The 16,052-nt window shown below is 51.6% G+C and carries 6 protein-coding genes; all 6 read right to left on the reverse strand.

What is annotated here, in order from left to right; genetic code table 11:
• Positions 1–5: 5 nt before the first annotated feature.
• The 6 genes from Q8L79_RS16575 to Q8L79_RS16600 all read right to left on the reverse strand — a co-directional run bounded on the left by Q8L79_RS16575 (position 6) and on the right by Q8L79_RS16600 (position 15,298).
• Complete coding sequence (locus Q8L79_RS16575) at positions 6–1,475, reverse strand: hypothetical protein (protein WP_305273501.1); 1,470 nt, start codon at positions 1,473–1,475, stop codon at positions 6–8.
• Positions 1,476–1,665: 190 nt separating this feature from the next.
• The gene (locus Q8L79_RS16580; protein ID WP_305273503.1) at positions 1,666–5,025 is read right to left on the reverse strand and encodes an EAL domain-containing protein; all 3,360 of its coding nucleotides are present in this window, start codon (positions 5,023–5,025) and stop codon (positions 1,666–1,668) included.
• Positions 5,010–7,229 (reverse strand): methyl-accepting chemotaxis protein, encoded by a 2,220-nt coding sequence (locus tag Q8L79_RS16585; protein ID WP_305273505.1) that lies wholly within the window; start codon positions 7,227–7,229, stop codon positions 5,010–5,012. Before Q8L79_RS16585 ends, Q8L79_RS16580 begins: the two co-directional genes overlap by 16 nt.
• A 123-nt stretch (positions 7,230–7,352) precedes the next feature.
• Complete coding sequence (locus tag Q8L79_RS16590) at positions 7,353–7,625, reverse strand: hypothetical protein (protein WP_305273508.1); 273 nt, start codon at positions 7,623–7,625, stop codon at positions 7,353–7,355.
• Between the two features lie 222 nt (positions 7,626–7,847).
• Entirely contained in the window at positions 7,848–10,994 is a 3,147-nt protein-coding gene (locus Q8L79_RS16595) for an ABC transporter substrate-binding protein (protein ID WP_305273511.1), read from the reverse strand.
• The gene (locus Q8L79_RS16600) at positions 10,991–15,298 is read right to left on the reverse strand and encodes an EAL domain-containing protein (protein ID WP_305273515.1); all 4,308 of its coding nucleotides are present in this window, start codon (positions 15,296–15,298) and stop codon (positions 10,991–10,993) included. Before Q8L79_RS16600 ends, Q8L79_RS16595 begins: the two co-directional genes overlap by 4 nt.
• Positions 15,299–16,052 lie beyond the last annotated feature (754 nt).

Here is a 16,052-nt window from a genome sequence, read left to right on the forward strand (position 1 = left end):
CCCTATTAAAACGACACAACCATTTGCGCTATTCCCAGTTTTTCATCAAAGTAACGCTCCTGCGTTGAGGTGCCCAAGGAATCGGTGTACTCGAATTTAAGCCTGAAATAGTCATTGAATTTGTAATTCAAGCCAAGCGTTAAAGCGGATACATTATTGATAGCGACCAGTGTTGCGCCATCATAGTCGTAGGCAATCCTGTTATGAGGCTGCCATCGGCCATAGCGGGCAAAAGCGGTGATCGGGTAACGGATAAAACGTTCAAGATCGGCCAGCAACGTGGTGTGATAGCCGAGTTCGTCGGGCTTCCCGACGTCGCTGACAGTGCCATCGCCATTGTCGAGTACGAAACTGTTATGCGCGTTAAGCCACATCAATTCGCTTTGCAGCTTTAAAAAACGGTAGCCGAAACTGAGATCGGCACCATACACGGAATGCCTGATGTTTCTGTTTTTATCAAGGTCGCTCAAGTGTGAAACGCCAAACTCGACGCCTTCGCCGGTGTTGTTATGGGTGCGATACGCGTTTTTGCCCAGCGACACGCCCAAGCGCCCGCCCAGGGACGTGCCATCGTTGGCATACATGGCATCGGTCCAAAATACGGAATAGTTAAACTCATGCCAGGCGCCGTAAGAACGAACGCCGTCACCGTTAAAACCTCCAAATTGCATTCTTGACGTGGTGATCGGTGCCGTGATGGTCTCGCGATCGGAATTGGCGAAATTTTGATAATCGCTTGAGAACGGCAAGTCGAAACGCCCGGCCTGAACATGAAGGCCCGCGGCATTAAAAATTCGGCCTCTGGGAGGAATGGAGTGGTCAAACAGGTGGTAATCGATCACGGCAACAGCAATGCCCGCGCCACCCGCGCCAATGCCACCGGGGCCACTGCCCCCGCAGGTAATAGCGGCCGGCGCTGAAAAATCGGCGCCCGATGAGTTGCCGCACAGTACCAAAGCCGAGCTGGCAGCAAAATTGTCGCTATGGTTATACTCCAGATCAATCTCAACCGAACCCACGCTAAAAGTCTGGTCTGTCGAGTTATCGGTTTTAGCATTCACGTCAAAAAAACCGCTAATGTCCAGGCCTTTTTCTTTTGCCGCGTCTTTAAGCGCTTCCACTTCCTCGGTTAAATCACCGAGCTTATTGACAATGGCATACCCGGATTTGGCATCAGGCGCTGTTCCCGTTTCAGTCGGTGTCTTTTCAGCAGATTTTTCGTTAACGGCTGCGCCGGGTTCCACGGGAGCGGTAACCACTACAGCTGGCGCGTGCTCCAATTGCTGGAGTCGGGCCTCGAGTTGGGCAATTTTTTGATCTTTTTTCTTCAGCTGTTCCTCGACAATCTGCCGGATATGTTCGTCGGAAACACTGGCAGCACCGGCCGCCGCATTTGCCGCAGGCACGTGTAGGGTAAAAAGAAACAAGAAAAATAGAGAATTCTTGGCCCAAAAAATGATCTGTGTAAAAGTCATAGTTAATTTATTTTTATTATTTATGTGTAAATTTGAATGTAGTGTTCATGCTTTTAATATGACAAGCATCGCCAGTGCTCATACAGGGCAATCCCGCCCTGCTTAAAGACACGATAAAATCAATTAGTTGAATGATGGCGACACTTCCCGCCGGTAAGGCGGTTTATTGATTTATTTGAATATTAAAAAATCAAATGCGATCACTCCGGGGGCTGGCCGTACTCTCTTGCAACAGTACGGCGAAGTCCTCTGCCGGCAACGGGCGGCTTTTTAAATAACCCTGGTATAAATCGCAACCTTGTGCTTGTAAGAAATCCAGCTGTTCTATCGTTTCCACCCCTTCGGCAAGCACTTTAAAACCCAAGATACGGCCCATTGCGACAATAGTGGCTGCAATTTCCATGTCGTCGGAACTGTTAGGGATCTCATCAATAAAACTCTTGTCGATTTTCAGCACGTCCAATGGAAAATGCTTTAAACAAGCCAGCGATGAATAACCGGTGCCAAAGTCATCAACGGCCAAACGGACACCTTGGGCGCGCAGATTATTGAGCAGTTCGACTGCCTGATCCTGATACTCCATTAATCCGCTTTCGGTCAGCTCCAGTTCTAACCATTCTGCCGGATAGGCGGTTTCGGCCAATACGGCAGTGACCAAGGTACTCATGTCGGAACGCTTGAATTGGTGAGGCGAAACATTGACCGACAGGGTCAGAGCAGGCAAACCGGCATCCAGCCACTGCCGGCCCTGGCGACAGGTTTCCCGCAGCACCCATTCGCCAATCGCTATAATCAAGCCGGTTTCTTCCGCTAAGGGAATGAAGCGCAAGGGAGGAATAAGTCCTTCTGCAGGATCTTGCCAGCGAACCAGCGCTTCGGCACCCACGATATTGCCGGTCGCAATATCAACCTGCGGTTGAAAATAAACCCTCAATTCATTCTGCACAATTGCCCGGCGCAGTCGGGCTTCCAGCTCCATGCGTTCGCGCGCACCGACAGTCAGCTCATTGGAGAAATAGGCATAGCAACCGCGCCCTTGGGCTTTAGCCCGATAAAGTGCGGTATCGGCCTGCTGTAGCAGTATTTCAGGCGTGTAGCCGTGTTGCGGGTAGAGGCTGATTCCAATACTGACACCGATCCGTACTTCGCCATAAGGAGGAATTTGCCAGGGCTCGCTAAAGTCGGCAATGATCTCATCAGCCACCCGTGCCGCATCTTCCGGGCGAGTGATATCTTCCAGCATCACGGTAAATTCATCACCACCCAGGCGAGCGACCGTATCTACCTCGCGCAATCGTGAAGACAGTCGTTCGGCGACTTGTTGCAGCAGTTGGTCACCCGCGAAATGGCCAAAACTATCGTTGACATCTTTAAAACGATCCAGATCCAGCATCAGCACAGCAAATTGTTTTCCCTCCCGCCACGACATGTTAATGCCATGCTTAATCCTGGAAAACAACAGTCGCCGATTGGGAAGAGCGGTGAGAGGATCATTATGCGCAAGAAACTCAAGCTGGGCTTCGGAAGCCTTGATCTGGGATATGTCGGAAAAGACAGCAACGTATTCGGATACTTCGCCGGACTCATTCGTCACTACACTGATACTCAGCATTTCAGGATATACATCACCGTTTTTACGCCGGTTCCATATTTCGCCTTTCCAGTATCCAATCGTGGCAAGATGTTTCCACATGGCGAGAAAAAAATCCTGATCGTGTTGCCCGGAGGATAGCAGGTGCGGATTCCGGCCTATTACGTCAGTCTCGCTGTAGCCGGTAATAACGGTAAAGGCATGGTTTACTTTTACAATATTGCAGTCGGCATCGGTAATCATCAGGCCTTCAGCACTTTGCTCGAACACTTTGGCGGAGAGCCTGAGTTGTTCCTGGGCGTATTTTCTGCCGGTGATATCTTCTACCGTGGCAACAACGAGGCTCACTGTGCCATCGAGTTGTCTCACGCACTTGACATCGAGACTGGTATGCACGACAGCGCCATCCTTGCGAATGAAGCGCTTTTCCTTGGTATAACCTTCACATTCTCCTTGCATAACACGCTCAAATTGAACAATATCCAAAGCAAGATCATCCGGATGAGTCATCTCCGCCCAATCCTTCTCATCGAGTTCTTCACGGGTATAACCCAGAATATCGCACAGGCGATCATTGAATTGCAGCCAGCGTTTTGTTTCCGGTGAAGTAATTGCCATGCCGATGAACGGCAAGTCGAAAAAATGCCTGAGCAGATCGTCCGATTTCCTCTTTTCAACGAGCAAAGCCAAGCTTTGCACGCGTTTTTGCTCTCTCCAGAACAACAGAAGTGCCACGCTGAGTGTCACCATGGAAAAAAAAGCCACCCAACTAATCCAATAGATTAATGCTCTCAGCGACGCCAGCACATTATCGCGTTCAACCTTGGCAACAATATGCCAAGCCGTCCCGGCCACCGGCCGGTAAGCGGCCAGCACTGAGACGCCCCGGTAATCCCTGCCTTTGATGGTGCCGGGCCGGGCCTCATGAATGGCGGCCGCGGCCGGCAGGTCCGGATCGTTTAAAGATAATAAATGCGTCATGGCTGTGCCGCTACGACGATCCAATTCGTTTAGGAAAATAACGGAATTGCCTTGACGACGAACCAGCAAGATTTCAGTGGCGGGACTGGCAGTCGACCAAGCCTGAATCAGAGGATAAAGAAAATGCTGTGCGGTAGCACGCAACACGACTGCGGCCACTACACGGCGGGGACTTTGCGGCTCTGAAACAATCACCGGCACCACCCAGTCCAGATGAACCGCGCCGGATCTATCGAGGTAAAGTTCGCCGCGTAGCACCGATTTATCGGTCATTGCCTGATGTAGCTGCTCTTGCAAAGCGGGAGGCGTATCAGCATGCTCGCCTAACTTGAGCAACAACCGGCCGTCATTATCCAGCAAGAGAATGCTATCGAAACCATGAGCGGTACGTAGCGTATTGAGGTTATCCCGAATAGGTCCGGAGAGTTCAACATCCTGTTGCCGACCCACAAATTGACCAACCTGGGTTGCGAAACCGGTAGATGCCGCCAGCGATGCGGCATTGCCATGCCGTTCGTCCAGCCAATTTTTAACCTGGTCAGACTTGAGGCGGGCAATGGTTTCCAGATTGGCATAAGTATCGAGCTCTATCTTAGGACCATGTAGCATGATACTGGTCAAACCTATCAAAGGTACAACCAGCGTCAAAGCAATAAACAACAGTACCGTTCCGGGGATTACAGGCGGATGTTTTTTGTCGGCCTTGATTGGCTTTGCCGCCCATGTTGTTACTAATCTAATCAGCGCCATTTTTAAATGAACATCGATAGCGGCAGCAAGCTTGCGGACTGCGCAGGACATAGGCGTGGCAGGGTAATGGTGATATTCATCGGCATCTATAACGTGTCGTAAAGAAAAATTGCTGAATTTTTGGTGCTGTGGCGCGAGTAAGGTCGGCATGCCGTCATTTGCGCTAAACCGTGGGCGCAATACCAATGAGCCCACACGCAGCAACGACGATATTAAAACTCTTCCCATTCATCGCCGACGGAAGTCATTAATAATGGCTTGGCTACTGCTAACTTTTTACTGACATTTGCCTTGGCTATTGTTGTTACTTTTTGTACCGGAGCCGCATTAAAAGAACCGCCCGAACTATTTACATTATCGTGTAATTTGAAATTCGCTACGGTACCCGACAGGTGATGCGTTTGTTCTTCCAGCGATTCTGCGGCAGCTGCGGCTTGCTCTACCAGGGCGGCATTTTGCTGGGTCACATCGTCCATTTGAGTGATGGCCTGATTAACCTGTTCGATACCGGATGTTTGTTCAATTGAGGCCGCGCTGATCTCGGCCATGATGACGGTAACGCCGCGAATGGCATTAACAATTTCTTCCATGGTTACACCTGCCTGGGCCACCAGTTTAGTACCGCCTTCAACCTTCTCTACCGAATCGCCAATCAGGCTTTTAATCTCTCCCGCTGCAGCGGCGGCGCGTTGTGCGAGGTTACGCACTTCACCGGCAACAACGGCAAAGCCACGGCCTTGTTCACCGGCCCGAGCCGCTTCGACCGCGGCGTTAAGGGCAAGTATATTGGTCTGAAAAGCGATACCGTCAATGACCGAGATAATGTCTACAATCTTACTGGAGGCTTCGTTGATGCCTTCCATGGTAGTGACAACCTGATCAATCACTACCACACCCTTGCCGGCGATGTTTGACGCGCCGGCAGCAAGCTCGTTGGCATGTCGGGCGCTTGCGGTATTTTGCTGCACGGTAGAGGTCAGCTCTTCCATGCTGGCGGCAGTTTCTTCCAGACTGGCGGCTTGTTCCTCAGTGCGATGAGATAAATCATTATTGCCCGCTGCGATTTCCTTAGCCGCATTACCGATGGTGTCGGTGGAGTCCTTGATGTCTCCTACCAAGTCTTTGAGGTTTTCTACAATGCTATTCATGCCGGTAATCACTTCACCATAAGTGCCTGGATAGTTCTTGTGGATGGTTTGAGTCAGATCCCCTTCGGACAGTGCTTTGGCGATATGCGCTATGTCGCTCAGGACACTAAGTTCATCGAGAGAGATATTGATGTTATCTTTCAATTTGGCAAGATCGCCGCGTCCTTCGGCTTTAACGCGCTGACTGACGTCGCCTTGAGCAACTTCGGCCATAATCTCACCCACATCGTCCAGCATGGTTTGCATCGCTTTCATTGCGTTATCGACAGTCAGTTTGAATTCGCCTTCGACCCTGACATCAACCCGTTTGGTAAAATCGCCTTCATACAGGGCTTTCATGACCTCGGTAAGCGCATCCATGGTTAGTTCAAGCTTGTCTACGCTGGCGTTAACGTTCTCTTTCAGACAATTCAAGTCACCACGCGCGGCGACGTTTACCCGCGTAGTGAAATTGCCCTTGGCTACCGCTCCCATAACGGTATTGGTGTCAGACAGCACGCTTTGCAAAGAGTCCATCATACTGTTGAAGGAAGACGCGACGTGTCCCAGCTCATCCTCAGTTTGAATATCCGAGCGTATGCCAAAGTTTCCGGTATGGTTGATTTCCTGGGTAATCTTTACCAAAGCAGCCAGGGGATGCGCAATACGACGGAAGATATACCAAGCCAGCATACTAAAAACAGTCATCGACACAGCCAGAATCAGCAGGGTATTTATGCGGCTACCGGATACACGGTCATCCGCGGCTTGCTGTGCCGTATCGGCTTCTTTCTGAATCAGGTCGGCGAGCTTCTCCATCTCATCTTCCAATGCCTTGAACTCGTGATCGAAAGTCGCCCTTGCATCCGTTTCAACCTTTCCGTTTTGAATTGCAGCTACGACGACCGCTTGAGCTTGCTGGGTATAGGAGTTTACAACGGGAATAATGGTCTCAATCTGGCGCTTGACAGACGCGTCCAACTGAGCCTGGGCATTGTCGGCAAAGTTCTTGTTAAAGCGCGCGATGTGGTCGTTTAGCTCATCCTGGATTGCCTTCATCTTTTCGGTATGTCCGTCCAGGCTGGCTAATACAACGCCGAGAACATCGCTGCGGATGGCATCGTGCATCATGTCTGCATCCATCTGCCTGCGTAGGGCCTGTCCGGTATTGGCAACGAAAGTTATGCCCTCGTTGAGTTGCTGAACATTACGCAACCCCACAAAGGAAAGCAGTAGCATGGACAGCAAAACCACTAGGGTCATCGCCATCAACATCTGACTTACTGTGAGCTGGAGCTTATTCATTTGGGTAATTCCTTTATCTTTATAATGTATCGTGAAGAGTTGCTGAATGTATCGGTTCTGCTACGAGCTTGTATAAGCGCGTTATTTTTAATAAATTTGTGTTTGTCACAAGTGTTTCGGCTGCTATCGTTGGCCCGCATTACGAGCACTTAAAACCTTAAAGTCGAGCATGATGGCGCGTTTTATCCATGCCTCGCATGACGACTTAAGCGTCTCGTTTTCCTGCTCTAAGGTAGCAATATAGGCTTTTGAGTGTTTTAAATTAGCGTTTATGGTCTCAAGCAGACTTTCAATCTCTCTCAGCGTTTTAATGCTGTTGTTCAGCTTTTCACCCAACACATATTGAGCATTCAAACTTTCGCTTAATTCATTTTCAAGTTGTTCGATCTTTGTCATTTAAATTTCCTCTTCATAATTACCAATGTTGTGATTCCGGCTATGGCAATCACAAATACGGCGTGTAACCAAGCCATAAAAACCACATCCCCGGTCACAACCACTTAAATATTGCCGGGGTGGACAAGCTTTTTTGTTTGCAGACTCTGTATCGGTTACCGGCATATTGATCTTCATAAACGGTCTCTGTATTGGTATTTTCCCGAAAGGCGGGCTGTAAGCTTATGGGTTAATGTCATTGTGTTCTTTTGCCGTCATCGGCACTGGTGACACAGGCAGGGCATGCTGTTGCAAATCGGCTGTATGTTTCATCTCAAGCATTCCTGATCCTGCAGGCAACTGATTTTTGAAAGTTTTTCGGATCAGAGCAATCAGTTCGGACACGTTGAACGGTTTGGTCAGGTAAGCCAGAAAACCGGCTTTCAGCCCTGCCTCAATATCATCAGGCATAGCCGCAGCGCTTACGGCAATCACCGGAATAGAGCTAGTATTCGGATTGGACTTGAGTGCATGCAGTGCCTCCAGACCCCTCATGCCGGGCAGGTTAACGTCCATCAGCACAAGTCCGGGCGGTGTCCTGCGAATCAGTTCCAACCCTGCTTCGGCGTTTTCGGCGGTTAGCAGCTCAATATCAGGAAGCCGGCAAAAAACGTCTCTCATCACATTAAGGTTGATCGGGCTGTCTTCAATGTAGAGCACTTGAGCGCTGACCAGCCCGCTTTGATCCGAGACTCCCGTTCTTGCCTTAGCCGACGGTTCGGTAAAAGTTCCGCAAGCGGGCGCGACAATAGGAAGTTCGATCCAGAACTGGCTACCGATACCCAAGAAGCTGTGGAAGCCGATGCTGCCGCCCATGGCCTTAATCAGTCGATTGCAGATGACAAGACCGATACCGGCGCCCTCAATAGCGGTTTTTTCGATACCCAAGCGCTGGAACGGTTGAAATACCTCTGCTTGATACTGATCGGATATGCCCATACCCGTATCCAATACGGTGATACGTACATTATTGCCGATTACGTCGGAGGACAGCGCTATGCTGCCGCCCTGCCGGTTATACTTGATGGCGTTGGACAGCAGGTTTAGCAATATCTGCCGGAGACGGCGCGCGTCAGCGCGGACCAACACTCTGTCGTGGCCGGTGTAGCTGTGACCAATGTCGATATGGCGTATTGCGGCCATCGGCCGTATGCGCGATAACACTTCGTCCTTCAATACTTCCAGATCAACCGTTTCGATGTTCAGCTTCAGCTTGCCGTTTTCGATGCGCGCCAGATCGAGAATTTCGTTAATCAGGCTTAACAGATGGCTGCCGCTGGTCATGATGTGTCCAACCGCCTCTTTTTGGACACTGCTCAGCGGCGTTAATTCGTCAATTTCCAGCAATTGTGCGAAACCGATGATGGCGTTGAGCGGCGTGCGCAGTTCGTGACTCATGTGCGACAGAAAATCCGACTTGGCTTTATTGCCGTCTTCGGCGGCGGTTTTAGCCTCAACCAGCTTGTCTTCGATGTGTTTGCGTTCGCTGATGTCCCATAAAATGCAATGAGTGCGCATAAATTCGCCATTGACATCGCGTTGGATGCGTCCGTCGATTAACACCGTTAAGGTGCTGCCATCCTTGCGGCGCAATTGCAGTTCGGAATCAACACCGCGTGCAGTTTTAAAGTCTTCGCAGATAACAGGAAACTGACACTTAGCTGTTTCAACCAAAAAATCCTTAAAACAACGGCCTAGCAATTGTTCCCGGCTATAGCCCAACATTTCCGCCATTTTGCTATTCAAGTCCAGGTAATGGCCTTCAATATCCAGCGACTGGTAAGCGACCGGAACATGCTCAAACATTTGCCGGAAACGGTTTTCGCTGTTTTGCAAGATCTGCTCCGCATGTTTACGTTCAGTAATGTCGCGAATAAAACCATGCCATAAAACAGCATCACCGTTCAGCCGTTCCGGTGTGGAGTGGCTTTCCAGCCAGATTTCGCCTTTTTGGGGATGAATCACGCGAAACTGTTGCATACAATCGGTCATTTGCTGTGCGGAATTACGGATAGATTCCCAGACAAGTGCGATATCATCGGGATGCAACCGTAAAAAAATCGCAGTGGCGTCGTGTTTAACGGTCTTCGCCTCAATACCGAAAACGTCGGCAATGCCTTTGCTCGCAAAAGGGAAGCGGCTGCTGCCGTCGGCATTGAGTTGAAATTGATACGTCATGCCCGGCGCGTTACCGACTAACTTATCCAGGGTTAACTTGGCGATACGTAATTTATGACGACTGTGCGCTACATAGGCGCTAAAGAGCGCTAATATCACCAGCAAAAATGCCCCGCCGCCCAGCCATGGATAAAGTTGCTGCAAATCGTAAGGCTTGGAGTCGTAAAGCATGCCCGAGAAATCAAAGTCTGGCGGCAGCATGCCCAATTGCGCATAAGTATCGGCAATATGTTGCCAGCGTCTGGAGCTCATGTGTCCAAGTTCGATCAAATCCGCCATGATGAAAGGCCGGTAGCGACGCGCTTCCCACAGCAAATGGTCGAGCGAACGGTCTGTGGCATAGCGTTGATGAATCAGCTCGGCAATTTCGTCGGGATGTTGCATGGCATACGCCCAACCTTGCAAGCTGGCCTGGCGAAAAGCTTTTACCTGTTCGGGATGATCCTTAATCTGTTGTTCGGTGGTGAACAACACATCGCCGTAAAAATCGATACCGCCATTCAGGGCTCTCAACTCCAGGTAATCGACCCCGGCTTGTTCCAAGGCATAAGGCTGATTCGGCGTGTAAGCCGATAAGCCGTCGGTGCGCCTGTTAATCAGGTCAACGACGTTCTGACTGTGCTGTTGCCGCTGGAAACTGCCTTCATCAAGCCCGCTTTGTTTAAAATAAGCCCGTAGTTCGGCATCATCGGGGCCGATCATCAGTTTCCGGCCCGCCAAATCCTTTACCGTCCGGATACCGCTATCGCGGCGAACCACCATACTCAACGGCGAGTGTTGAATAATCGCGGCCAAAGCCACGACCTGTGCGCCATGACTTCTCTCCAGCAGCAGTTGGGTATTACTGACACCAAAATCCGCGCCGCCATTGATCACGGTCCGGACCGGCGGGCGTTCGGGGCCGCCCTCCAGAATCCGCACATCCAGGCCCTCTTTCCGGTAATAACCTTTTTCAAGTGCTGCGTAATAACCGGCAAACTGAAACTGATGCTTCCATTTCAGTTGCAAAGTAACACGCTGTAAAGGTCTTGAAGCAATGTCGTCAGCCAATATCTGCGGCGATAACAGCAGTACGCACAAATAGCAGGCCATAAAAAATCCTTTCATGGCGATAGCGATAACCGGGCTGGCCGGGGATTTCTTACGGCTCAAGCGTTGCGCTCCTTTAGCCACACAAGCAGCGCTTCCATCGGCATCGCCTTGGCGACAAACCAGCCCTGCACCAAATCACAGCCAAGACCGCGCACAAGATCCAGTTCGGCCTGGATTTCAACGCCCTCGGCAACGGTGGAAAGTCGCATTTTTTTTGCCATCTCGATGGTTGAGGCCAGGATAGCGCGTGCGGCGGTTTTCTCGATGGCGCCCTGAACGAAACTCCGATCAAGCTTTAGCTCGCCAAAAGGAATACGCTGCAATTGCTCCATGGATGAGTAGCCCGTTCCGAAGTCGTCAATGGAAAGCTTGAAGCCCTTGAGCCGCAAGCGGGTCATTACGTCCAGCGCTGTCGCCATATCGGCCATCACCCCGGTTTCGGTGATTTCCAGGATCAGATTTTCGGCCTTGAAACCGGTTGCCTGGACGTTGGCCAATATGAATTCCGGCAGCCGGATGTCGGAGAGCCAGTTGGCTGAAAGATTAACAGCGAGAGTCAATGAATATCCCGCTTCGGCCAGACGGGCTCCGCCGACCAGCGCTTTGGTGACCAGCAGCTCGGAGAGCTCCCCAATCAGGCCGTGCCGCTCAGCCATGCTGATGAAGACATCCGGAGAAATCATCTGGCCATTGTGCTGCCAGCGAGCCAGGGCTTCCATACCCACGACGCGGAGTCTGGCTGCATCCACCTTGGGTTGAAAATGCACCTCAAATTCGTTGTGGCGGATGCCCTTTTGAATATCGTCCGGCGTAATGGCGATCTGTTCACGTTGCGCCGAAGGTACCGTCGTTGTTTCGCAAGCGCCCGTCAACAGACGCAGAAGAGCGTCTTGCGTCACCGGTTTTTTTAAGATGCCGCGCAGATTCATACCCTTGGCACGCACCATTTCAGCGGCGGTCTGCAACAACTGTTCCTCGACGCCGCTGGCAATAATTATACAGCCCCGGTAATTGTTGTCGGCCAAGTGGCGCAAGAACTCAATGCCGTCCATGCCGGGCATTTTAAGATCGCTGACGAGCAAATCGATGCCGCCATTGGCGCGGGCGATTTCTATCAGCGCCACTTCGGCGCTCTCAACTGCCCGTACCTCATGGACGCCCAATGAATACAACAGCATTGCAATTTGCCGCCGCGCTACGGGGTCGTCATCCACGATCAGCACACAACCCGGCCGCATGTCTGCTGTTATTGATACGGTATCTACCTGTTGAATAGTCGATACCATCGACACGCCAAGCCGACTCACTGCGGTTTCCACGTCGCTCAGTGCGTGCTCAAGCTCGGTGAGCAAGTTTGCTGCCGCATCTAATCGATTCGCTTTGGCAACGTTCTCAAGGTTTTCGGCCAAGTGAGCGAAAACCAGCGCCCCTACCATGCATGCCGATGACTTGAGTTTGTGCATTACCAAGGACAGCTTATGCCCGTTGCGTTCGGCGAGATGCTCCCGACAGGCCGGCAGATCGTGGCGTGCCGTGGTCGTAAATAAATCGATGAGTTCCCGCTTCTGCTTCGGATCTGCGTTACCGATGATGCGCGCCAGATAATCGGTATCCAGTATTGCTTTGTTTTCCCCGATGCGCATATTGACTTCGCCGTTGCGAGATGCGAGCGGCGACGCGTGCGGTAGCCACAGCTCCAACATACTTCGCAAATCATCCAATTCAATAGGTTTAGGCAGGACGTCATCCATGCCCGCTTGTCGGCAAAGCGAGATCTCTTCCGGGTGCTGAGCGGCGGTGATGGCAATGATGGGCACATACGCGCCCGTTTCTCTTTCGGTGGCGCGGATGGCGCGTGTCAATTCCAGGCCATCCATGCCGGGCATGTTACGGTCGGTCAGGATTAGATCGTGCCCTCCTGCTTGCCATTTAAGCATTGCTGCCGCGCCGTCGACAGCAATATCGGCAATAAAACCCAGCACACCGAGTTGCATCCGCAGTACTGCCTGGTTGGCGGGGTTATCTTCGGCAACCAGAATGCGCCGCTTCTCCGAATCGCTGTTACGTTGGGCTTCGGCTATGATCGGCGTTTTGGACTCCTGCGGTATCTTGGCACTACCCTTGGCGTTGATATGATCGAACAAACCGCTGATCAAGTGAGTGAGCCGTTGACCGTCTTTTGCAATTTCGACGACTTTTTGCCGGGTTTCGGCCTCCAGCGTATCGTTCATTTGCAGAGTCTTAATATGACTGAGCATCGCGTTCAAGGGTCTGTGAAGTTCGAGCCCCCAATTGGCGAGGAATACTGACTTGGCTTGATTGGCGCGTTCTGCGTCGTCTCTGGCCTGTTGCAAGTCGAGCATAACCTGTTGCCGGAAATGCCTTACCCGTGCCGCTTCGAGGATGCTGGCGTAGGTGGCTGTAAAGGATTGCAAAAAGTCCCCTATGGTGGATACGTCGTAAGCGTCGGACGGGTTAGCCAGGCCAACGATGCCGATAAGCGCCTCCCCATAGTAAATAGGTATGCCAATAAAATCTTCCCGCAGAGGATTGCTTTCGGCTGAATCGTTGGCGATAACAACTCCGCCGGTAGACAACACTTTGTTGATCAGGCTGTCGAGATTGAGAGACGCCATGCCGGCAACCTGTTTTTCCATAGAGAGGCCGCGAACAGTATCGTCCCAGGCGACATTGATCAGGGCATGAGTCTTTAGGTAAGGCAACCCGTCCGGGTCATAAAGTACTTCACCCAGAAAACCGGAGGCGCTGTCGATTAACAGCAGCATGCCTTCCAGTAACAAAGTGCTGGTCACGCCGATGTCACGGTCGGTAATGTATTGCTGGAACGCCTGACACAGCAGGTTGAGCAGGCGGGTTTGATGTTGCCGTTTTGCCTGTATGCTCTTTTGCACAGTAATATCATTACGGATGGCGACATACTGCTCCGGCACACCGAACTCGTCCAAAATGGGTACTATGGTGCTTTGCACCCAATAGGAACTACCGTCTTTCCGTCGGTTTTGAATTTCACCCTGCCAGATTCGGCCTTCGGAAAGCGTCTGCCACATCCCTTCGAAGAAGTCTGCCGGGTGACGGCCGGACTTGACGATGCGGTGGTTACGGCCGATTAATTCCTCGCGGCTGTAGCCGCTAAGTTCGCAGAACCGGCAGTTGGCGTCAATGATAGTACCGTCTGCGGCAGCAATGGAGACAACGGCGTGTGCATCCATTGCTGTCCTGAGATTATCGAGCTGACGCCATGCATGCCGGCGCTGACGATAGGCCGCTTCGAGCATGCGAAATTGCTGTGTTCGCGCCATAACCGCTGTTACCAGCAGGCGCGTATCGACCGGCTTGACCAAATAATCCTCTCCACCGGCATGGCGGGCGTCAAGCTGATGGTTTATATCGGCGAAGGCGGACAGATAGATGATCGGCAAGCGGGTGTAGCGCTTGTCCCTGCGCAGCAGAGCGGCAAGGTCGGTACCTCGACAAGCCGGCATTTCTACGTCCAGCACACAAGCCTCTGGCGCGAAGTCGCTCAGAAAATCCCGCGCGGCAACCGGATCGTCGATTGCCAACACTTCGAAACCGGCGGCCTGTAGGATGTTGGCATGCAGAGTCATAACAGCGCTATCGTCATCGACGAGCATGACGCGATAGGCATTGCGCGGCATCCAGGCTAGACCGGCCAGTTCCGTTATCAAGCGCGTGACATCCAGCGGCGGGTCGAGCAGAAGTCGGGCGCCGATCTGTCGGGCCTTGACCTGGGTGCGAAAATCGTCGGTATCGGCAATAGCCGCCAGCAACACCGAAGCGGGAAAGCTGTCGCTCGTTGTCGGCAAGAGTGCAGCTATGCGCTCCAGGTTTTCGGTCAGCCAGCTTGCGGCGGCGATCAGGATGACTTGATCGACCTGACAAGCTTCCGCTACGTCATCAATATTTTCCACGCGGATCACCGAGAATCCCAGCGAAGCCAGATTTCCGGCCAGCTCTGCGTTGCTGTCGAAAATATGACTCGCCAGAACAAACAACCACTCCTGCGGTCGAGCAGGCAGAAAGTCACGCTCCACATGGGCTGCATGCTGCCCCGCCTCCAGCAGGTCAGCCAATGCCGTGGCGGCTTTCAGCGCATATTTAAGACTGGACTCCTTGGGTGCTTCCTGAGCGAACTCGCAGAACAAATCAGCGAGCTCACTGGCACGGCCGATGGCTTCCATCCATTTGATGCGTCTGCACTCTTCAAGGCTATCCGCCGCAGTATGCGCCAAACGAAGTCCACGAAGACGGTCCCAGCCATCGACAGTTAACTTGACTGTCAATTCACGGATTTCGTGTGCAAGTTGTCGTTGGGTTGTTGTCATGATGACGCCGACAGCATCGTCAGACGCCGGATCATTTTAAGACCACCCGTTTCCGGCATGGACAAGTCGATGATGATGGTTTGGAGGATTTCCCCTGATTGCTGGATAGCGATCATGCAGATGCCGTCGCACAATAGGCGCGGGTTGCCGCAATCAAGCAGCAAAGCGGCAAAGATATGTTAACCGGAGCGGAAAAGTAAATTGTAAATTGCCTGAACACAGCGTCTCCTGCCTTTTGGGCATTTTTCGTCAATTCCCGTTTATGAAAAAATCTACACGGGTAGCTTAACGAGGCGTGTTCTGGGCCTCAAAGATTCGGCGCCGGGGTCAAAGGCAAACCGTAATCATTGTGTAAGTTATATCCTACATTCATCGTGGAATCAAAATATTTTTCTAATTCCCAAGATTCAGGAGTTCATTTTTTGATAACGTCCAGCGTCAGTTTCGACCGTTTTCGGTACCGGCGATTGTCTGACTGATACCCGGCTTGTTGCCATTTTTATGATTATCCATATACCAAAAACCTGTCTAAAATATCACCCGTATCAGGATTTGTTCAGGCTTGCGACAAGAACGGGCATACTGGACATAAAAAACAGCGTGGAGAATAATATCTCTCGGGTAATGGGTGCCTTTAAATCCGATTACCGGTTTTTTCAATCGCTTTGACCCATTTTGCGACGGCAGCCTTTTTTATCGACCCAGCCCCTAATAATGCCTTGCTGTGAGGCGCTCAAAAACGGCATATCGTTAT

The sequence above is a fragment of the Methylobacter sp. genome (genome assembly GCF_030680395.1).
In the GTDB taxonomy this organism is placed as follows: Bacteria; Pseudomonadota; Gammaproteobacteria; order Methylococcales; family Methylomonadaceae; genus Methylobacter_A.